General features: G+C 67.3%; 16 protein-coding genes. 10 read left to right on the forward strand and 6 right to left on the reverse strand.

All coding sequences use genetic code 11. The annotated features are described in order from the left end of the window. The first annotated feature begins 72 nt into the window (after positions 1–72). Entirely contained in the window at positions 73–2,814 is a 2,742-nt protein-coding gene (locus tag DW355_RS01540) for a chemotaxis protein CheW (RefSeq protein WP_131277438.1), read from the forward strand. A gap of 101 nt (positions 2,815–2,915) precedes the next feature. Next, positions 2,916–4,058 (forward strand): tRNA preQ1(34) S-adenosylmethionine ribosyltransferase-isomerase QueA, encoded by a 1,143-nt coding sequence (gene queA, locus DW355_RS01545; RefSeq protein WP_131277442.1) that lies wholly within the window; start codon positions 2,916–2,918, stop codon positions 4,056–4,058. A 37-nt stretch (positions 4,059–4,095) separates the two neighbouring features. Here queA and DW355_RS01550 read toward each other — a convergent pair whose 3' ends face one another. Next, positions 4,096–4,755, reverse strand: a complete 660-nt coding sequence (locus DW355_RS01550) for a glutathione binding-like protein (protein ID WP_131277445.1) — start codon at positions 4,753–4,755, stop codon at positions 4,096–4,098. 154 nt (positions 4,756–4,909) lie between these two features. Here DW355_RS01550 and DW355_RS01555 point away from each other — a divergent pair, with 154 nt between their 5' ends. Then, the gene (locus DW355_RS01555) at positions 4,910–5,743 is read left to right on the forward strand and encodes an AraC family transcriptional regulator (RefSeq protein WP_131277447.1); all 834 of its coding nucleotides are present in this window, start codon (positions 4,910–4,912) and stop codon (positions 5,741–5,743) included. Between the two features lie 29 nt (positions 5,744–5,772). Here DW355_RS01555 and DW355_RS01560 read toward each other — a convergent pair whose 3' ends face one another. After that, the gene (locus DW355_RS01560) at positions 5,773–6,666 is read right to left on the reverse strand and encodes an SDR family oxidoreductase (RefSeq protein WP_131277450.1); all 894 of its coding nucleotides are present in this window, start codon (positions 6,664–6,666) and stop codon (positions 5,773–5,775) included. Positions 6,667–6,767: 101 nt separating this feature from the next. Between DW355_RS01560 and DW355_RS01565 the strand changes: the two genes are divergently transcribed. Next, complete coding sequence (locus DW355_RS01565; RefSeq protein ID WP_131277453.1) at positions 6,768–7,679, forward strand: helix-turn-helix transcriptional regulator; 912 nt, start codon at positions 6,768–6,770, stop codon at positions 7,677–7,679. A gap of 11 nt (positions 7,680–7,690) precedes the next feature. Then, complete coding sequence (gene tehA / locus DW355_RS01570; protein WP_207388062.1) at positions 7,691–8,674, forward strand: dicarboxylate transporter/tellurite-resistance protein TehA; 984 nt, start codon at positions 7,691–7,693, stop codon at positions 8,672–8,674. Between the two features lie 16 nt (positions 8,675–8,690). Here tehA and DW355_RS01575 read toward each other — a convergent pair whose 3' ends face one another. The 4 genes from DW355_RS01575 to DW355_RS01590 all read right to left on the reverse strand — a co-directional run bounded on the left by DW355_RS01575 (position 8,691) and on the right by DW355_RS01590 (position 14,509). After that, a complete protein-coding gene (locus DW355_RS01575; protein ID WP_131277456.1) occupies positions 8,691–10,721 on the reverse strand; it encodes a putative bifunctional diguanylate cyclase/phosphodiesterase in 2,031 nt (676 codons plus the stop codon). Between the two features lie 136 nt (positions 10,722–10,857). Beyond that, positions 10,858–11,688 (reverse strand): S-formylglutathione hydrolase, encoded by an 831-nt coding sequence (gene fghA, locus DW355_RS01580; protein ID WP_131277459.1) that lies wholly within the window; start codon positions 11,686–11,688, stop codon positions 10,858–10,860. 125 nt (positions 11,689–11,813) lie between these two features. Continuing rightward, on the reverse strand, positions 11,814–13,826 hold the full coding sequence (locus tag DW355_RS01585) for a sensor histidine kinase (RefSeq protein WP_131277462.1): 2,013 nt from the start codon (positions 13,824–13,826) through the stop codon (positions 11,814–11,816). A gap of 8 nt (positions 13,827–13,834) precedes the next feature. Continuing rightward, the gene (locus DW355_RS01590) at positions 13,835–14,509 is read right to left on the reverse strand and encodes a response regulator transcription factor (protein ID WP_131277466.1); all 675 of its coding nucleotides are present in this window, start codon (positions 14,507–14,509) and stop codon (positions 13,835–13,837) included. Between the two features lie 191 nt (positions 14,510–14,700). On the opposite strand from DW355_RS01590, the gene DW355_RS01595 reads away from it, so the two are divergent. The 5 genes from DW355_RS01595 (at position 14,701) to DW355_RS01615 (ending at position 19,381) form a co-directional block, all read left to right on the forward strand. Further along, a complete protein-coding gene (locus DW355_RS01595) occupies positions 14,701–15,234 on the forward strand; it encodes an outer membrane beta-barrel protein (protein WP_131277467.1) in 534 nt (177 codons plus the stop codon). 53 nt (positions 15,235–15,287) lie between these two features. Then, positions 15,288–16,790 (forward strand): LPP20 family lipoprotein, encoded by a 1,503-nt coding sequence (locus tag DW355_RS01600; RefSeq protein WP_165493106.1) that lies wholly within the window; start codon positions 15,288–15,290, stop codon positions 16,788–16,790. Continuing rightward, complete coding sequence (locus DW355_RS01605) at positions 16,787–17,938, forward strand: hypothetical protein (RefSeq protein WP_131277471.1); 1,152 nt, start codon at positions 16,787–16,789, stop codon at positions 17,936–17,938. Before DW355_RS01600 ends, DW355_RS01605 begins: the two co-directional genes overlap by 4 nt. Positions 17,939–18,000: 62 nt before the next feature. Beyond that, complete coding sequence (locus DW355_RS01610; RefSeq protein WP_131277473.1) at positions 18,001–18,579, forward strand: LPP20 family lipoprotein; 579 nt, start codon at positions 18,001–18,003, stop codon at positions 18,577–18,579. Positions 18,580–18,772: 193 nt separating this feature from the next. Further along, positions 18,773–19,381: a hypothetical protein gene (locus tag DW355_RS01615; protein ID WP_131277475.1), complete on the forward strand. Its 609-nt coding sequence runs from the start codon at positions 18,773–18,775 to the stop codon at positions 19,379–19,381. The last annotated feature ends 12 nt before the right edge of the window (positions 19,382–19,393 follow it).

A 19,393-nucleotide genomic window follows, 5' to 3' on the forward strand; every position in this document is an offset into this window, starting at 1 on the left:
CCCCACGCGCAGACTCCACAACTAGAAGCGTTTCCTGCCGCAGGGAGGGAACGAACCAGTGAAGAAATCAAGATGGACAAAAAGAAGACAAAGCTGCAAACGGATACGTACCTGCCCTATATGCGTGACGTGGCGCGCTGTGAGCAATCGCTGCGCGAGCTCAACCAGATGTGGCGCATGATCGAGTCCTCCGCCAAGATGAACTGCCCGCGCGAGGCGCAGACCATCCTGCCCATCATGGCCGCCACGCGCGCGGGTTTCGGCCGGCTCGAGCAGGAACTGGTGGACAGCCTGGCCGGCGAGAAAGTGGCCAATGTGCTGGCCGCCATTGGCGCCAAGGCGCATTACGTGATCGACATCATGGTGCGCAACCTCTACGAACGCACCGCCGACGTGGGTTTTCTCGCGACCGACCGCGAGCTCTGCGCCTTCGTCGCGTCGGCCCAGCAGGCCACGCAGGGCCCCGACGAGGATGCCATCGACGCCATCCGCGCGCGCCTCTTCGCTTACCGCAGCAAGTACACGGTCTACGACGAGATCATGCTGCTCGACCTGCAAGGCAATGTGCTGGTGCAGCTGGACCCGGAGTCGCCCGTCGAAGGCAGCAGCGACGCACTGATCGCCCAAACCCTGGACAGCGACAATTTCGTCGAGACCTTCCGCGCCAGCGACCTGCGCCCCGGCAAGGCGCAGGCCCTCATTTATTCACGCCGCATGCACCACCCTGACACGGACGCCGTGGTCGGCCTGCTGTGCCTGTGCTTCGACTTCGAGAACGAGATGCGCGGCATCTTCCGCTCGCACCGCGATCCGGAAGGCCGCTCCAACATGCTGCTGCTCGATGGCGAGGCCCGCGTGATCGCCAGCGCGGACGAGCACTGGATCGGCCCCGGCACCACCGTGCCCGTCAACCTCGATGGCACGCCGCAGCTGCAGATCCACGAGGGCCGTGAATACCTGATCCGCACCTTCCATGCCGAGGGTTACCAGGGCTATATGGGCCCGACGGGTTGGCGCGGGCAACTGATGATTCCGGTGGACCTGGCTTTCTCGGGCGGCACGCGCAGCACCTTGTCGTCGCTGGCCCCGGCGCAGGCCGCCGGCCTGCTGCAGCACGCGCGCAACTTCAGCCCGCCGCTGCACGAAATCATCACCGCCACCGAAACGATCCGCCGCGTGGTCTGGAACGGCCAGGTCATCACCGCCGACCAGCAAGACATCTTCGTGGACGACGGCGCGCCGAAGCGGCGCCGATCCGATGCCAACGGCGGCGAGCAGAAGGAAAAGCTCAAGACCATCCTCGACCAGATCAGCGAGACCGGCTCGCGCAGCAACGCCCTGTTCTCGCAGTCCATCAGCGACCTCTACGAAACCGTGCTCGAAACCAAGCAGCAGGACGGTGAGTTCCTTTCCCAACTGCTGGTGGACCTGCTGGACCGCAACCTCTACGAACGCGCCGACGACTGCCGCTGGTGGGCTCTGACGGCCGAGCTGCGCACCGCGCTGGCCGAGCCCGTGGTCGCGCCGGAGGAAGCGCGCAAGCTGCAGGACATCCTCGGCTACATCCACGGCCTGTACACGGTCTATACCCAGCTCTTTGTCTACGACCGCAGCGGCACCGTGATCGCGCGCTCGCGCCGCAGCGGCGAGACGGCGCAGGCGGGCGACGAGGCCATCGACGCGGCCACGCTGGCGCGCGTGCGCGGCCTGGCCGATGACCAGGCCTACCACGTCAGCGCCTTCGAGCCCACGCCCTTTTATGGCGGCAAGCCCACCTACATTTACCACGCGGCCGTGCGCGCGCCCGGGGGTGAGGTCGTCGGCGGTATCGGCATCGTCTTCGACGCCGCCACCGAGTTCGAAGCCATGTTGCGCAGCGGCCTGGCCCAGCGCCAGGGCACGGGCTACTTCACCAACCGCGCCGGACGCATCATCGCCAGCACCGACGCCACGCACCCGGTAGGCACGCACCTGCAAGACGCGTCCATGCTGGCGCTGCTGCGCGAGCTGCCCAAGGGCAGCAGCGTCTCGCGCATCGTCGAGCATGACGGGCACTACGCCGTCATGGGTTGCGCCGCCGGCCAGGGCTACCGCGAGTTCAAGGTCAGCGACGGGTACGAGGAAGACGTACTCTCCGTGGTCTTGCAGCCCCTGGGCGCCGTGCAGCGCAACGAGCGCACGCAACGCCTTGACCAGGCCATCGAGGAAAGCGGCTACGGCGGCGACGGCCGCCAGCGCAAGACCTACGCCACCTTCCACTGCGGCGGCGACCTGCTGGCCCTGCCCGCCGTGCACGTGCTGGAGGCCCTGCCCGCCAGCGCGCTGTCGGCGCGCATGGGCAACGGTGGCCCCGCCGCGGGTTCGGCTGCGGGTTCGGGCGCGCCAAGCCGGGCCACGCAAGGCCAGAAATACCAAGGCCGCATCGGCATGCTGGCACCGCAAGGCAATGACCGAATCGGCCACTTCGTCTGGGTGTTCGACCTGGCCTGGCTGCTGCACGAGCGGCGCGGCACGCTGGACGACAACAGCCAGATCATCATCGTGCGCCACGGCATGCACACGGCCGGCCTGCTGGTCGATGGCCTGCACGCCGTGCCCGAGTTCGGTGACGAGCAGCTCATGCCTTCACCCTTCGGCGCGGAGCAGCAGCTCATGAGCCACTTCATCCGCGCCAACGGCGGCAACCTGCTGATCCAGTTGCTGGACCCGGCCGCCCTGCTGGCGCGCGTGACGGGCGGCACGGCCGAGGCACCGACGAACCGCGCGGACGCGGCCAATCTCGCCGCGCCCAGCGCCCTCGCGCGAGCGGCTTGAGTGGCGTGAACGGCCACGGAGGGAGACTTGCGCGCGGGAGCGGATGAGACAATCGGGGCCTCTTGATCAACTTGGAACGGGCCCGTCCGGCCCTCAAGCCCATGCCACATTCCGCCGCCTCCGGCGCGCCCCGGCCTACCGCCCCGGCCCGCGTCCACACCCTGAGCGATTTCGACTTCGCTCTGCCCCCTGAACTCATCGCCCAGCACCCCGCGCCCGAGCGCAGCGCCTCGCGTCTGCTCGATGGCCGCGACAGCCGGCCCAGCGCGCAACCGGTGGACCGCATCTTCCGTGAACTGCCCGCGTTGCTGCAGCCCGGCGACCTGCTGGTCTTCAACGACACCAAGGTAGTCAAGGCCCGCTTGTTTGGCCATAAACCGGCTCCCCCCCGAGGCACCAGCTCACCCGTCGGCGGCAAGCTGGAATTGCTGATCGAGCGCGTGCTGACGGGCCACGAGGTCGTGGCCCACATGAAGGTCAGCAAGAAGCCAGCCGCGGGCACCGTCCTGCAGATGACGGGCGGCTACACCGCCACACTGTTGGGCCGCTGGCCCGACGAAGACGGGCAACTGTTCCGCCTGCGCTTCAGCGACGAGCCCCACCGGATGATGGAGCGGCACGGTCATGTGCCGCTGCCACCGTACATCGAACGTCACCTCGACCGGGGTGACGAGTTAGACCACGGCGACAGCGCCGAAGACCTGGCACGTTACCAGACCGTCTTCGCCGCCAAACCCGGCGCCGCTGCCGCGCCCACCGCCGCCCTGCATTTCGACGATGGCGTGCTGGGCGCGCTCGACGCGCGCGGCGTGCGGCGCGCCAACGTCACCCTGCACGTGGGCGCCGGCACCTTCTCACCCGTCAAGACCGAGAACCTGGCCGAACACCGCATGCACCGCGAGTGGTACGAGGTGCCCGCCGCCACGCAGCAAGCCATCGCAGAGACCAAGGCCCGCGGCGGCCGCATCGTCGCCGTGGGCACCACCACCATCCGCACGCTGGAATCCTGGGCAAAAACAGGACAGACCAGCGGCGACACCGAGATCTTCATCACCCCCGGCTTTGACTTCGAAGTGGCGGACCTGCTGATCACCAACTTCCACCTGCCCAAATCCACCCTGATGATGCTGGTCAGCGCGTTCGCGGGTTACGAGCACATCATGGCGCTGTACCGGCATGCGATCGCGCAGCGGTATCGGTTTTTCAGTTATGGGGACGCAATGGTGTTGGAACGAACAGAATGACCGCGCATACGTCACCATGCGGTGCGGCACCAAGGTTTCAGGAAGACTTCATACTGGGAAATACCGGAAGTTTCATGCGCTCAAGTACCGATGCAATGCTCTCGAGCATTTGCGCAAATGATGACCTTGACGCAATCCGCGCATGAAAACCAGCAAGGTTGGAGTACGGTGACAGATCGAACTTGAAATAGGGCTCCCATCCGATCATCACGAACAGGTAGGCATCCGCCACGGTGAAGGTCTCGCCGGTCAGATACGACCGATGCGCCAACTGTTCATCGACGTAAGTCAATCTGCGCTTGAGGTTTTGCCTGTGGATCTCTTTCGCAGTCTCCGGCATGTGCGGATGGAACAGGGGACCGATCGTTTTGTGCACATCGGAGCCCACGTAGCTCAACCACTCCATCACCCGGTAATGTGCCAAGCTGCCTGCTTTCGGCTGCAGCCCGGCGTCCGGCTTCAAGTTGGCGATGTATTGCAGGATGACCCCGATCTCCGTCAGCAATTCACCTGAGTCGAGCCTCAGCGCGGGGACGGCATTCTTGGGATTCACACTCGCGTAGATCTGTCCATCGTCCACCAAGGCGTGCGGTTGCGCGTAGATATCAACGAACTTGATTTCATGAGGAAGGCCAAGCTCGATCAATATCATGTGCGCTGCGCAAGAGCAGGCGAGCGGGGAGGTATAAAGAATCATCCAGTCTTCTCCGACTTCGTTGTTGAAAGGTCGGACCTAGCGTAGATGCAGACTTCTGAACCCGCTGTGCCGATTCGAGCAATTGATGTGCCGTCCCGATCAAAATCCCTGCAGCACGCACATTGATCGTCCGCCCCCCCATTGAAGCCCCCGCATGAATGAGTCAACTCGAATCCAACGGAAAGTCTGGTCGAGGCAGGACATCGGTTTGACGGCATCGGTTCTTCAGCAGAACGATCTTCTCGTTCACACCTTCGTCACCGATCACCCCTCTCTTATTCTGCTGCGGCGGGGCCGAAAAACCGTCAAGGCTGGAGGCAAGACCGTGGTCCTGTCGCCAGGCGATGCCGTGGCCATCGCACCGGGCACGACCTGTGATGTCCAGAACGAGACCGAACGAGGACAGTTTGAGTCCACCTGGATCGTTTGCGCGGCCCCGATCATTTCCACGATGGCGCGCGCTTTCCCGCATCACTCGAAACTGAAAGACATCGCCGTGTTCAAGGAATTGGGGTGCGAGTTCCTGCAGTCATTCGAGCGTGCCTGCCTGGCCATCACTTCGCCCGATCTCTTGCCCCAGGTGGTTGCCGAGCATCGCATGCAAGAGTTGCTGTCTTGGCTGGCTCACTCCGGATGGATATTGAATCCAGAACCCCCTTCCGATTTGCAAGCAAAAATCCGGCGCTTGATCAGCGCCGCACCGGAGCAAGCCTGGGTCTCCAAGGATCTGGCTCAGGCCCTTGCAATGAGCGAAGCAACCTTTCGACGCCGACTCGCGACTCTGGGGCAGTCTTTCAACAGCATCCTGATCGATGTCCGGATGACCACCGCCTTGACGCTCTTGCAAGTCACCGATCACGCGATTTCGGACATCGCCTATCAGGTCGGCTACGAATCAGCCTCACGCTTCTCGGCGCGATTTAAAAAGCGGTTCGGCTTCTCACCGACGGTTGTTCGAGGCGCACCCTCACCACGCGACGCTGCTTAGGCAGGCGTGCGCATGCCTGTTGACCGCCCTCAGGCCTTGAAGTAATCCGCCCCCGCCAAATCCCCCATCAACCCCGCCCCCGTCGGCGCCCACCCCAGCTGCCCCCGCGTCCAGGCGCTCGACGCCGACATGTCCATGGCCGCGAAGCCGGCCAGCCATTTGAAGTGCGTGGGCGCTTCCTCGCGCGTGAGGCAACGCACCGGCAGGCCCAGACCCTGCCCGATGGCTTCGGCGATCTGCTTGAAGGGCAAGCCTTCTTCCGCCACGGCGTGGTAGCGCGCCCCGGCTTCACCGCCTTCGACGGCGAGCCGGAACAGGGCGGCGGCATCCAGGCGATGCACGGCGGACCAGCGGTTCTGGCCTTCGCCCACGTAGGCAGCGAAGCCGGCTTCGCGCGCAAAGCGGATGAGGTACGGAACAAAACCATGGTCACCCGCGCCGTGCGTGGTGGGCGCCAGGCGCACGACCATGGCGCGCACGCCCAGGCTCAGGAAGCCCATGGCCGTGGCCTCGGACACGCGAGGGAAGGCCTGCGGGTCCACGGGCGGCAGATCAGTCTCGGCGGCCAGTCGGCCGCGGGCCAGATGGGCCAGGCCGGACGTCACGACCAGGGGCCGGCCCGAGCCCTGCAAGGTTTCGCCCAGGGTCTCGATGGCGCGCCGGTCCAACGCGCAGTTGTCGGCGAAGCGGGAAAAGTCATGGTTGAAAGCGGTGTGGATCACACCGTCGGCCGCCGCCGCGCCTGAGCGCAGGGCGTCCAGCTCCTCCAAGGTACCACGCAAAGGCTCGGCCCCCTGGGCCTTCAGCGCCGCAGCGCCCTCGTCAGACCGCACCAGGCCCAGCACGCGGTGGCCCGCGCCCAGCAGTTCCCGCACCACGGCCGAGCCCACGAAACCGCTCGCACCCGTCACAAAAATACGCATCTTTCGCTCCTGTTGAAGAAAACAGGGTGCACTGTCCGCGTTCGGGCCATGGGGGTAAAGTCGGGACGTTATCGTAGTATGAAGACTGACAGGATAGGCGCATGACCGACCGCAACGACAACGCCCTGGGCAACTACCTGCGCAACCGGCGCACGCGGCTGGACCCGGCCGCCTTCGGCTTTGCCGGGCAGCGCCGGCGCACGCCCGGCCTGCGCCGGGAGGAAGTGGCCCAGCTCGCCCACATCAGCCAGACCTGGTACACCTGCCTGGAGCAGGGGCGCGGCGGCCCGCCTTCGGGCGAGGCGCTGGACCGCATCGCCCGCGCGCTGATGCTGACCGAGGGCGAGCGCGAACACCTGTTCCTGCTTGGGCTGGGGCGGACGCCGACCCGGCCACAGCTGCCGGACGCAGCGCAGGCGGACGCGGTGTCACCCCGGCTGCAGCGTCTGCTGGACGCCCTGCCCTGGAGCCCGGCCTACATCAAGACGCTGACCTGGGATCTGGTGGCCTGGAACCGCGCGGCCGATCGGGTGTTCGGCTATGGCGCCCTGCCGCCGGGACAACGCAGCATCCTGCGCCGCATCTTCCTGGACCCGGCCACACGGGCCAAGCAAGTCGACTGGGACAGCGTGGCCCGCTACGTGGTGGCGGCCTTCCGCGCCGACGCCGCGCGCGCCACCTGGGCCGCCGCCGAGGTGCAGGCCCTGGTGGACGAACTCGCGCAAGGCAGCCCCGACTTCGCGGCCCTGTGGCAAGCCCACGACGTGCATGCCCAGGGCGGAGGCACCAAGCGCCTGCGGCATCCGCAGGCCGGTACCCTGGCGCTGGAGTATTCAAGCTTCGCCGTCGAAGGGCGGCCGGACCTGGGCCTGATGGTGTTCAACCCCATCAGCCTGCAGGATCAGGCCCGGCTGCGGGCCTTGCTGGACGACACCGCAATGGCCATGCCGTCCTCGTCCTCCGCGCCTACACTGCCCACCGACGCGGAAGAGCCCGCGCCACTTTCACCTTGAGGGAGTTCCACTTGCACACCCGTCTGCCCCCCGTTCCCGCCTCTTTCTTCAGCATGGTTCTGGGCCTGGCCGGCCTGGGCACGGGCTGGCGCGTGGCCGCCCGGCACTGGGGCCTGCCGCCGTGGATCGGCGAGGCCGTGATGCTGCTGGCCGGCCTGGTGTGGCTGAGCCTGATCGTGCTGTACGGGCTGAAATGGCGGCACCAGCGCGAGGCCGCACGCGCCGAGATCGCGCACCCCATCCAGTGCTGCTTCGTCGCGCTGATCCCGGTCACGACGATGCTGATCGGCATGGCCGCGCTGCCCTACTGCCACGCCGTGGCGCTGCTGCTGTGCACGGCCGGTGGCCTGGGCGCGCTGGCCTTCGGCGTCTGGCGCCACGGCGGGCTCTGGCGCGGTGGCCGCAGCGTGAGCGCGACCACGCCGGTGCTCTACCTGCCGACCGTGGCCGCCAACCTGGTCTCCGCCATCGCCATGAGCGCGCTGGGCTGGCCGGAACTGGGGCAACTCTTCTTCGGCGCTGGGGTGCTGGCCTGGCTGGTGCTGGAGTCCCTCATCATCAGCCGCCTGCTGACCGCCGAGGAACTGCCGTCCGCGCTGCGCCCCACCCTGGGCATCCAGATGGCGCCGCCGGCCGTGGCTTTGCTGGCCTATGCCGCCGTCACCAGCGGCCCGCCGGATTTGCTGGCGCGCATGCTGCTGGGATATGCATTGGTGCAGGCCCTGCTGGCGCTGCGCCTGCTGCCCTGGGTCCGGCAACCGTTCACGCCCGGCTACTGGGCCTACACCTTCGGCGTGACGGCCCTCGCAACGAGCGTCATGCGCTACACGGAGCGGGGCAGCGACCCGATCTTCGGCGCGCTCGCGCCACTGCTCTTCATCGCCGCCAACGTGGTGGTCCTTGGCCTCGCCATCCGCACGGGGGTGGCGCTGCTGCAAGGCCGGCTGCTGCCTGTTCAGGCGCCTGCGCAGACGACGCAAAAGACGAGCGCGTGAAGACTTGCACGGGGGTTCACACAGCCCCCGCCCTCAGCAAGGCCTCGAACTCGCCCTGGGGCACCGGCCGGGAGTGCAGGTAACCCTGCTGCAACACGCAGCCCCGGCCACTCAGAAACTCCGACTGTTCCTCGGTCTCCACCCCCTCGGCAACGACCTGCAGGCCCAGTTCCCGGCCCAGGGTGATGACGGCCGCGGCCAGCGCGCCGTCACGGCCGCCGCGCGCCACGTCGATGACGAAGGCGCGGTCGATCTTCAGCTCGTTCACCGGCAGGCGCTTGAGGTAGTTGAGCGAGGAATAGCCGGTGCCGAAGTCGTCGAGCGCCAGGCCGTAACCCTGGGCGCGCAGCCGTTCGAGCACGCCGATGGCGGCGCCGATGTCGCGCATCAGCATGGTCTCGGTCAGCTCCAGCGTCAAGCTGGACGGGCGCAAGCCGTAGCGCTGCATCAGTGCCTCCAGCTGGTCGAGCAGGCGCGCGTCGGCCAGACTGGACGCCGGCAGGTTGACGGACAGCGGCAGCTCGGGAAGGCCCGCGTCCGCCCAGCGGCGCAGACTGTCGCAGGCAGCGTTCAGCACCCAGTCCGTCAACGGGGCGATCAGGCCGCTTTCCTCGGCCAGGGGGATGAAATGCCCCGGCGGGATCATGCCGCGCTGCGGGTGCGCCCAGCGCACCAGGGCCTCGGCACCGACGATGCGGCCGCTGCGCACATTCACCTTGGGTTGGTAGTGCAGGCAGAGTTGCCCGGTCTGGATGGCCTGGCGCAGCTCGGTTTCGAGCAGCACACGCTCGCGGGCTCGGGCGTTGAGCGCTGCGTCGAAGAACATGTGCTGGCCCCCACCGGCCTCCGCGGCGGTCCGCGCCGCCTGCGCGGCACATTGCATCAGGCCCGTGAGGTCCGGGGAATCACCAGGAAACAGCGCGATGCCGATGCTGGCCGACAGCACCAGAGGTTGCGCGTCCACGACCACGGGCTGGGCCACCGCAGTCAGCAGGCGCTGCGCGACGAGGGAGGCGCGCTCCTGGCTGTCGAGGTCGGCCAGCAGGATCGAAAACGCGCTATCGCCCAGTCGCGCCACCACGCCTGGCTCCTCACCCGCCGTGCCAGCTGCGGCCAGATCACCGCTGCGGATGCACAGGCGGATGCGCTGGGTGATGTCGGACAGGGCCGCGTCGCCCGCGCCACGCCCGTAGACATGATGGATGCCGGCGAGGCGGTCGATCTCGACGTGCAGCACGGTGCAGCCCGTGCCGCCACGCCGCGCGCGTTCGATCACCGGCACGGCCAGTTCGGCGAAGAGGCGACGGTTGGGCAGGCCCGTGACTTCATCGTAATGCGCGAGCCGCAGCGCCCGCTGCTCGGCCGCGGCGCGGGAATCGTCCAGGCTGGCGCGCGCCACGTACTCCTTGCGCAGCAGGTACTCGCGCCACCAGCCGATGCCGGCCGCGAGGATGAAGAGCGTGATCACATGGTAGGACCAGTAGACCGCCTGCGGCAGCGTCAGGCCGGCGTGTGACCACAGCGCGTACTCGAAGGCGGCCAGGATGACCAGCCCCGAGGCCAGGGCGTAGCGGAATTGCACCCCCAGGATCACGAAACAATAGAACTGCAGGAAGGTGAAGTTGAGCACGCCGACCCAGCTGCGCAGGCCGGCACCGCCTTCGTCGTCGATGCGCGTCAACGTCACGAAGAGGCTGAAGGCCACCGTGATGATGAAGCCGCTCATCGCCGGCTGCCAGTGCCGGCGCGCATCGGGCAGCAACGAATACCCCAGGCCGGCCAACAGCACCGGCAAGGCCACCGTCAGACGCAGCAGATTGGATTCCACGCCGCCGTAGGCGATGTGGTCCACCAGATAGTCGCCCACGATGAGCACCGCGCCCAGCACCAGGCTGGCCTGCGCGTAACGGAAATAAAAGGCGACGTAGTGCTTGACGAAGCGCCGCTCGTAGGCCGCGTCGGCGAAACGCAGCAGCAGCCGCAACGGCATGGCGGCGGCCGCGCCTGCGTCGCTGGCAGGCGGGCGGGGGTCATCGGGATCGTGCATCAAGAGGCCCTGATTCAAGACGACGGGCGACGGCAGGACGCCGTGCCCGGAAACTCCGACTCATCCCCATCATATGTCGTCCGGCCTGGTACCCGCTAGAGCATCCCTGTCACGCCCGCGGCCCGGGCGGCCGTGCTCAGCTCAACGAAGCCGCGTGGTGCGCCAGATGGTCGCCTATGAAGCTGGCGATGAAGTAATAGCTGTGGTCGTAGCCCGGATGGCGGCGCAGAGTCAAGGAGTGGCCGGCCGCAGCGCAGGCCTGTTCCAGCAGCTCGGGACGCAACTGCTTGCTCAGGAATTCATCGCTGTCGCCCTGGTCCACCAGGATGGGCAGGCGTTCACTCGCGCCGGCGATCAGTTCCACGGCGTCCCACGCCTTCCAGGCGGCACGGTCCTCGCCCAGGTAGGCGGCGAAAGCCTTGCTGCCCCAGGGCACCTGGCTGGGCGCGACCACGGGGGCGAAGGCCGAGACGCTGCGGTAGCGGTCCGGGTTGCGCAGCGCGGTGATGAGCGCGCCATGGCCGCCCATGCTGTGACCGAAAATGCCACGCGCCTCGGTCGTGGGGAATTGCTGCTCCACCAGCGCGGGCAATTCCTGGGCCACGTAGTCCTGCATGCGGTAGTGCTGGGACCAAGGCGCCTGCGTGGCATTCACGTAGAAGCCCGCGCCCTCGCCCAGATCGTAGCTGTCCACATTGGGCACACCCGCGCCACGCGGGCTGGTGTCGGGCGCGACCAGGATGAGGCCATGGCGCGCCGCGTGTTCCTGCGCGCCAGCCTTGGTGATGAAGGTCTGTTCATTGCAGGTCAGGCCGGCCAGCCAGTACAGCACGGGGCAGCGCTCGCCGGCCACGGCGGCGGGCGGCAGGTAAACGCCGAATCTCATGTCGCAGCCCAGGGCGGCGGACGGGTGCTTCCAGACTTCCTGACGGCCACCAAAGCAGGCGTGGCGCTCGACGCGGTTCATGTTCTGTGTCTCCTTTGTTATGGGAATGAGGACGCGCAAAAACCGGATTCTCGTCCAGAACCTGGCCGGCATGCCCGCGCCGGCCTAGGGGCCACCGGCGACGCATGCGCCGCCCGTGCCGCGCTTCAGCCACGCGCAGGCGCGTTGGGGGCAGCAGGTGGCCTGGCCACGTCGATCGGCAGCATCAGCTCGACCCGGGTGCCCTGGCTGGAGCTGATGAGTTCCAGCCGGGCCATCAGGGCAGCGGCACGTTCATGCATGGCTTGCAGGCCCTTGCCCGGCGTGAGCGCGGGTTCGAAACCCTGTCCGTCGTCCTCGATCACGATGTGCAGGGCCGCGCCCTCGGGGCCGTGGTCCCGCTGGGCCGACACGCTGAGGTGGCTGGCCTGCGCGTGCTGCAGCACATTGGAGATGACGCCAAACAGCAGGAACTGCAGGTTGCGGGCGTCGCCGACGTCCAGGCGCGCCAGCGGCGGCAGCTCATCCACCGTCCAGTGCAACGTGATGCCACCGGCACGCAGGCGAGGCTCCAGCCGATAACGCAACCCCGCCAGCATGGCCCCCACGTCACTGGGCTCGACCTGCATGGCGTCGATGGAGAGCTTGAGCTGGTCCAGCGAGTCCGTCAGCGTGCGCAGCAGTTCCTCGCTGCTGGCGGCACCCGAGCGGAGCTGGCGGATGGCGGTGCTCAAGTGCACGCCCACGCCGTCGTGCATGTCCTTGAGGATGCGTCCCCGCTCCTGCTGTCGGGCTTGGTCGCGCGCCAGCGTCTCGAGCTTGGCGTAACTGAGGGCCAGTTCCTGCTCGCGCGCGGCCACGCGCTCGCTCAACTGCTGCGTCAGTTCACGCGCATGCTGACTGGCGGCGCGAAAGCGCTGGATCATGATGACGAGCAGGGCCAGGCCGAACAGCACGGAGGAATAACGGATCCAGGTGTTGACCTCCAGGCTGCCCGCCACCAGGCGGATGGCCATCCAATCACGCACGCCCATGACCACGTTGAGCGTGCCGATCAGCCCCACGACGAGTCGCGTGCGGTCTTGCGGGTGCAGCAGCGCGCGCCAGAGATACAACAGCGCGTAGGCCACGAAGACCAGATTGGCCATGCCCAGCCAGACCGTCAGCCAGACCGGGTTGCCACGCAGCTGTGCCATGGCCGCAGCGAGCACCGAGGAAGCCACCAGCGCCACCAGCCCCAGCTTGACCCAGCGCGCCGAGGGACGCTGGTGCCACCCCGCCACGCAATGGCAGAACCAGCCCACCCCGGCGATCCAGCCCGCGAAGGCCGCCGTCACCACCACGTTCCAGATCGGCCAGGGCAAGGGCGGTCGATGGATCATCACGTCGCCCACGCGCAGGGCCCAGCAGTATTCGGCCAGAAAAGCCGCCAGGTACAGCGCGTTGGACTGCGGCCCGACCTGGCCCCGGGCCGGCCCACCCTCGGGCTGCGTGATCCACAAGGCCAGGGCCAGGCTACCCACCAGCAGGCTGAACACGGCGATGATGACGGACATCTCGACGCGCATGCCGTAGGTGGCGTCATAGAGGGGGCGCACCTCGGCCTGCGGCCCCAGCAGCGGCCGCGCCAGGCCGCCGCGCCGCCCCTTGTCGGCGTGCAGGCGGATGATGAGGCGGTTGTCTGCGCCGGTGATCAACTGCGGCGGCACGGTGACGTACTGCGGGCCCTTGGCATAGTCGGCCGTGTTCGGCCGGTCCAGGTCGCCCAGGCGCTCCAGCAGGGTGCCGTTGAGCCAGACTTCGGCCGTGTTGCCGATGCGCGGAAAGTAGATGCCGTAAGGCTCTCCTTGCGCGAGCTCGTGCCCAGGGGCGTCAAAGCGCAATTCGAATTCGGCCTGCCCGGAATGGCCCACATGCGCGCGGTCCCAGTGGTAGGGCAGCGTGACCGGGCCGAGCACCACCGGCTCCTGCCCCATCACACGGACGACGGCGCGCGCCGCGCTGAGTTCCTGCACGCCCGTCGTCGTACCCACGGCATCCGCCACGCCAGCACCAGCCGGTACGCCAGTCGCGCCCGCGTCCAGGAAGCCGGCGACCACCACCCCGAGCGCAAGGCAACAGGCGCGCCAACCACGCCAGCAGTGGCTTGGCGTGGGCATCGGCAGGGAGGAGGACGGCATGGCGATGTTCAGAACGATTTCAGCAAGCCCATGCGCGTGGCTTCGAACACCGCTTCACTGCGCGAATGCACGGCCAGCTTCTGATAAAGGTTCTTGATGTGCGTCTGCACGGTATGGACGCTGATCTCCTGCAGGCGCGCGATCTCGGCGTAGGAAAACCCGCGCGCGATCAGCTCCAGCACCGCCTGCTCGCGCGCCGACAGGGAAGGTACCTGCGCCACGGGCAGGACGGGTGGCGCAGGCGGCGCCGCTTCGGCCAGCGTGCGGTAACGCCGCAACACGCGCCGCGCGACCATGGGCGAGATGGGCGAAGCGCCCGCGCGGATCTGCAGGATGGTCTGCGCGATGTTCTCGGGTCGCTCGTCCTTGTGGATGTAGCCCACCGCGCCGGCCTCGATGCTGTCGAGCACGCTGTCCTCGTCGCCGAACATCGAAATCACCAGCATGTCCACTGCGGGGAAACGGGCGAAGGCATGACGCATGACGTTCAGGCCGGAGCCATCGGGCAGGCCCAGGTCCACCAGCAGCACGTCCAGCACCCCCTCGGTCGCGTCCAGCCAGGCCAGCGCGGCGGCCATGGTCGCGACCGAACCGGCCAGCGACAAGCCAGGCGTGTCCTGGATGCAACGGGCGAAGAAGGCGCGGGTCTCCGGGTCGTCCTCGACCACCAGCACGGACAGCATGGACGAAAGGGAAGTTGGGGCAGAAGGGTGGATCAAGCCGCATTTATACCCACCGACGGCCACTGAGCGGCATCACATGAATTCGGGATGTTGCTTTCACGACCACGCTTCCAGAATGCACGCCAAGCCCGGAGTCACCCGAGCACCGGACCGATCAACCCTGTCACACATGCCTTGAGGAGTCTTCACCCATGCGTTACCGCCCTGCTTTCAGCCGCCCGCTGGTTCATTGCGTTCTGGCGAGCGTCGCCGCGCTGAGCCTCGCCACCAGCGCCCTGGCGCAGGACAAGCGCAGCGAAGTCAGCATGTCGGGAGACATCAGCAGCACCGACAACAATGACCGAACCGTCATCTGGGCCAGCTACGGCTTTTATCTGACTCCCCAGATGGTGCTCAAGCTGGGCTACAGCCGGTTCTACACCTGGCAGCACGCACCGTATTCGGAACAAGTGACCAACGGCTACGACGTCGGCGCGCGTTATTACTTCCAAGTCGGACGAACCGGCGAGTTCGTGCCCTTCGTCGAAGCCGCTCTGGGCACCTCGGAAACAACCACCTGGACCACGGGCAACACCGACAGCAGCAGCAGTTCCACCCTCACGCTCAAGGGCGGGTTCTCCTACTTCATCTCCGAGTCGGCCAGCTTTGACCTGAGCGTGTACCAGCGTTCCGAAGACCCGTCCGACACCACCGGCATCCTCTTCGGCACCACGGTCCGCTTCTGATGCCACATCGCTCGCAGCCCATGTCGAGCGTGAAGGTTTCAAGGGGCCGTCCCATGCTGGCACGGTTGACGGCGACGGCCCTGTTTTTCTTCGGCGCGGCCCCCCTGGCGTGGGCCGCCACTTGCCCCGGCAACGGCCCGCAACCCGGCTGGGTGAGCAGCCCCGACGCGATTTCGGGCGCGTACTTCCACGCGGCGGGCGTGTCCAGCCAGAGCCGTGGCCCGCTGGCCGAGCGCCTGGACTCCGCCCGGCAGAACGCCTTGCGCAGCCTGTCCAGCCTGATCCAGGTCGAGGTGCGCAATTCGCTGTCGATGGAACAGTCGCAACGCCAGAGCGGTGGCGCGGTGCTGACCGAGTCCACCCTGCGCACGCTGACCGAGACCTCCACCCAGGCCACGCTGGAAAGCGTTGAGACCATGGAGACCTGGGAAGACGCCGCAAGCTGCCAGGTCTGGGTGCGCGTGCGCATCGCCCGCCAGATCCTGGAAGAGAAAAAGAGAACCGCGCTGGCGCGTCAGCTCTTCGCTCAATTCAACGCCCAGCTGGCGACCGCGCAGGACGACAGCCTGGTCCTGGCGACGCGGCAGATCGCGCTGGAAGCGGCGCAGGACGGACTGCCGCGCATCACGCTGGCGCTGATCCCGGAGGCCAGCTCGCCCGCTTATTACACCCAGCAGCTGCGCCGGCTGGACCAGGCCCTGGGCGCCACCGCGCGCGAGGTGGAGCACGCGCGCCAGCGCCTCGCGCAGGCCGACGAACAGTTGCTCAAGGCCGAAGACCTGCCCGACGAAGCGGCCAAGGCCCGCCTGCGCCTGGCCGCCATCGGCATCTACCGCCAGTTGCTGCAGCAGCACGCCCAGGGCCTGCCGCCGCTGTTCGCACCCGGCGATCTCTACATCAAGCTGGCCGAAGCCGAAGAGCTGCGCGCCAACCGCTGCGGCGCCAAGACCTATTACCAGCTGGCACTGTCGTCGCGGCAGCTGATGGACCGCAGCGCCCTCGCGCGTCAGCGCGCCGACCACCTGAACTGCTCGGCGACGGATCTGGAAACCGCACGCTGGCGCCAGTACTTCGAAGGCCGTCCGCTGGAACTGCTGTGCCTGCAGAAGGCGCAGACCGCCACCGCCACACCCTGGCCCAAGGCCTGCGACGAAGTGGGCAATGTGTTCCGTGCCCTGGGCGCGGACCTGCAAACCCGCCGCGCGGCCCTGCCCGCCGCGCAGACGCAGGCCTTGCTCCAAGGCAACCTCCCGGAAAAACTCGGCACCCCAGGCGGCACGGATCGCCCCATGCTGGTGATGCTGGCTTCCGGGAAACTGAACAGCCGCCAGGACCGGGCCCCCGACGGCAAGCCCGCGCGTGAATACCAGTTCGAAGGCCTGCTCTGGACCCTGCTCTGGGACGGCGGCAAGCCGGTCTACAGCGACCGCTTCCAGGGCCTGACGGGCTGGAACCCGGTCTCGCCGGAGATGACCCTGGACGTGCTGGCGCTCAATGTGGTGCGGCGCTGGCAAGACCGCTTCGGCAAGTTCCTGAACCCGGAGATCGCCCCATGAAGCGCGCAGGCGTCGCCTTGCTGCTGACCCTGGCGACGATGCTCGGGGCCTGGCGGCCAGCATCCGCGCTGGCCGCCGCCCCCGCGCGCAAGGTGGCCGTGCTGGTGTACGCACCGACCACGCTGCCAACGGCTCACGCGCGCATCGCGCAAACCCGGCTGGAACAGCTTCTGGGCGACAACGGCCTGACGGTGCTGGACCGCGAACAAGCCGAGAAGCTGAAGAAAGGCTGGGGCCGACTGCAAGACCCGGGCGCGCTGATCACGGCCGAGGAATTCGTGGCCAATGCCTCGAAGTACGCCCTCGATGGCATCTACCGGGTCTACCTCGACACCGGCGTGACCCGCGGCGTCGCCGGCCTGTACAGCGCCACGGCGCTGTCGGACATCCGCTACGTGGGCGAGGACGCGCAGGTGCGCGCGGCCGCCTCGCCACCCATGGGGGTCAAGGGCCTGCCGCCCTCGGACGGGTTGACCGAGGGCGCGGCGGTCAGCAACGCCATCCAGCGCGCGGTGGACGCCACGGCACAGTCGCTCGGCCTGCAGGTGCAGGACTACACCAACCCCCGGCTGTTCAGCGTGAGGCTGCAGCCCGTGCCGACGGCCAGCCCCGATTACCGCGCCGAGCCCCGGCCCGAGCCCCTGATGCCCAGCCATCCGGCGCTGAAGCGGGTCAAGCTCGCCGATGGCGATTGGCTCAGCGAAGAAATCACCTGCGCGCAGCCCTCGTCCGACGGCAAGATGGTGGCGGTGGGTGGCTACATCCGTAAGACGCAGCTGCTGGGCGGACGCCCGCAGCGCAGCTATGGCTCCACCGTGCATGTGCTCGACCTGGGCGCGGACAAGGAAGTCGCCACCTTCGTCTCGGCCCCGGTGACAGACCGCACACGCGAGGAACAGGGCGGCAGCAAGGTGCTGGATTGCCTCTTCCTCTCCGGCTGGCGCTACGTCGCGGCCATCACCAACAGCAAGCTCTTTCTGTGGGACACGGAACGCGGCGCGGTGATGAGCGAAATCACCTTCGACCGCGCCTACGAACGGGCCCGGCTCGAGCATGGGCGCGGCGGGGATCAGGACTACCTGTCCTTCTCCTTCCAGGGGCTCACGACCGGAAGTGGCCGGGTCAGCTACCGCATCACCCGGGAATAAATGCGCTGTCACCTCAGGCCCGCCCGCACGGGAGCCATCGTTTTTTCAACAAGGAGCTTTGTATGTCACACCGTTTCCTCCAACGTATCGCCGCCCTGGCGGGTGTCCTGCTCGTCGGCGCATGTTCCGCGCCCACCAAGGTGGCGGAATGCGTCTTCCCCAACTCCAGCCAGCCCGCGCCGGGCTGGATCTGCGATCAACCGGTCGACGGCCTGGCCGTCGCGGCGGTCGGCTCGGCCACCCGGTCGGAAGCCGGCCTGGACTTCATGAAGCAGATGGCCGCCACCGCCGCGCGCGTCCAACTGGCGCAGCAGATGCGGGTCGAGGTGGAGAACCTGATCAAGCAGTACGCCGAAACCACGGGGGCCGGCGGCAGCGAGACGGTGGACCGCGTGAACACCGCGGTCACCAAGCAGATCACCAGCCAGAGCCTGCAGGGCACACGCATCGTGCGCAGCCTGCAAGGCCCCGATGGCACGCTGTACGTGCTGGTCGGCCTGGACCCGAATGCCACCGAGCTCGCGGCCAAAACCGCCATCAGGACCAGCATGAACAATGAACAGGCTGCCTGGCAACAGTTCAAGTCCCAGAAGGGTCAGGAAGAGCTGGCGGCCGACATCGCCCGCCTGTCCCGGAAATAAGGCCACCGACCGGCGGCCCGCCCCAAGGCGGGGCTCGGTCGGGCCAGCCGGCGTGGAAGCATCCGACCTAGCACGCACCGGCCACGGTCTAAGCCTTCAGTTGAAGGGGAAAACGGCCTCAGCACGCGGTTTAGCGCCAGCACAGGCCCGCAAGAATCCTGTTCCAGATTTGTTCTGTTTCAGGGGTTTTCCGATGATCTCAGGTGTCAACAATACGCTGCTGGGTTACCTGGCGTCCCAAGGTTTGCTGACGCCTGCCGTGGCGGGCAACATCGCCAGCGCGGGCAACACGACCGGCTCGACGACCAGCACCAGCAGCGACGAGACGATTTCGCAGGCCTCGATCGATCGCGCGGCCGGCATGTTCAAGACGGCGACCATCGCCCGCAACCTGGAATCCGCCCAGGTGTCGTTGGCGGCCGATCTGCGCGCGGCCCTGACCAAGGCGCTGGCCAAGCTGTCCGAGCCCGTCCAGTTCTCGGTGAACAGCAAGGGTGAAGTTGAAGTCAAGGGCAACGACAAGGACAAGGCCGCGGTACAGGCCGTGCTGAAAGCCGACACCAGCGACCCCAGCCTCGCCAACCGCATCGCCACCCAGGCCAGCGACGCGATGCAGATCTCGACGCAGATCCAGCAAAGCGCCGCGATTTCGCAAGCCGCCAAGTCGTCCAAGACGCCCGATGGCGTGATTTCGCTCTACCAGTCCCTGATGCAGCAGACGGCCGCGACCAGCGTGGTGTTCTCGGTCTCTGCCGATTCGAGCTCCCTGACCTACCCCGGTTCGCTCAAGGTCAAGGCCTGAGGCCTGCCGCTC

Origin of the sequence: Hylemonella gracilis (assembly GCF_004328645.1) — a bacterium.
Lineage (GTDB): Bacteria > Pseudomonadota > Gammaproteobacteria > Burkholderiales > Burkholderiaceae_C > Hylemonella > Hylemonella gracilis_B.

Excerpts from the sequence above, each read along its gene's own strand:
- DW355_RS01540 (WP_131277438.1), top strand. The coding sequence starts at position 73 with ATGGACAAAAAGAAGACAAAGCTGCAAACGGATACGTACCTGCCCTAT.
- queA (WP_131277442.1), top strand. The coding sequence starts at position 2,916 with ATGCCACATTCCGCCGCCTCCGGCGCGCCCCGGCCTACCGCCCCGGCC.
- DW355_RS01550 (WP_131277445.1), bottom strand. The coding sequence starts at position 4,755 with ATGATTCTTTATACCTCCCCGCTCGCCTGCTCTTGCGCAGCGCACATG.
- DW355_RS01555 (WP_131277447.1), top strand. The coding sequence starts at position 4,910 with ATGAATGAGTCAACTCGAATCCAACGGAAAGTCTGGTCGAGGCAGGAC.
- DW355_RS01560 (WP_131277450.1), bottom strand. The coding sequence starts at position 6,666 with ATGCGTATTTTTGTGACGGGTGCGAGCGGTTTCGTGGGCTCGGCCGTG.
- DW355_RS01565 (WP_131277453.1), top strand. The coding sequence starts at position 6,768 with ATGACCGACCGCAACGACAACGCCCTGGGCAACTACCTGCGCAACCGG.
- DW355_RS01575 (WP_131277456.1), bottom strand. The coding sequence starts at position 10,721 with ATGCACGATCCCGATGACCCCCGCCCGCCTGCCAGCGACGCAGGCGCG.
- fghA (WP_131277459.1), bottom strand. The coding sequence starts at position 11,688 with ATGAACCGCGTCGAGCGCCACGCCTGCTTTGGTGGCCGTCAGGAAGTC.
- DW355_RS01585 (WP_131277462.1), bottom strand. The coding sequence starts at position 13,826 with ATGCCGTCCTCCTCCCTGCCGATGCCCACGCCAAGCCACTGCTGGCGT.
- DW355_RS01590 (WP_131277466.1), bottom strand. The coding sequence starts at position 14,509 with ATGCTGTCCGTGCTGGTGGTCGAGGACGACCCGGAGACCCGCGCCTTC.
- DW355_RS01595 (WP_131277467.1), top strand. The coding sequence starts at position 14,701 with ATGCGTTACCGCCCTGCTTTCAGCCGCCCGCTGGTTCATTGCGTTCTG.
- DW355_RS01600 (WP_165493106.1), top strand. The coding sequence starts at position 15,288 with ATGCTGGCACGGTTGACGGCGACGGCCCTGTTTTTCTTCGGCGCGGCC.
- DW355_RS01605 (WP_131277471.1), top strand. The coding sequence starts at position 16,787 with ATGAAGCGCGCAGGCGTCGCCTTGCTGCTGACCCTGGCGACGATGCTC.
- DW355_RS01610 (WP_131277473.1), top strand. The coding sequence starts at position 18,001 with ATGTCACACCGTTTCCTCCAACGTATCGCCGCCCTGGCGGGTGTCCTG.
- DW355_RS01615 (WP_131277475.1), top strand. The coding sequence starts at position 18,773 with ATGATCTCAGGTGTCAACAATACGCTGCTGGGTTACCTGGCGTCCCAA.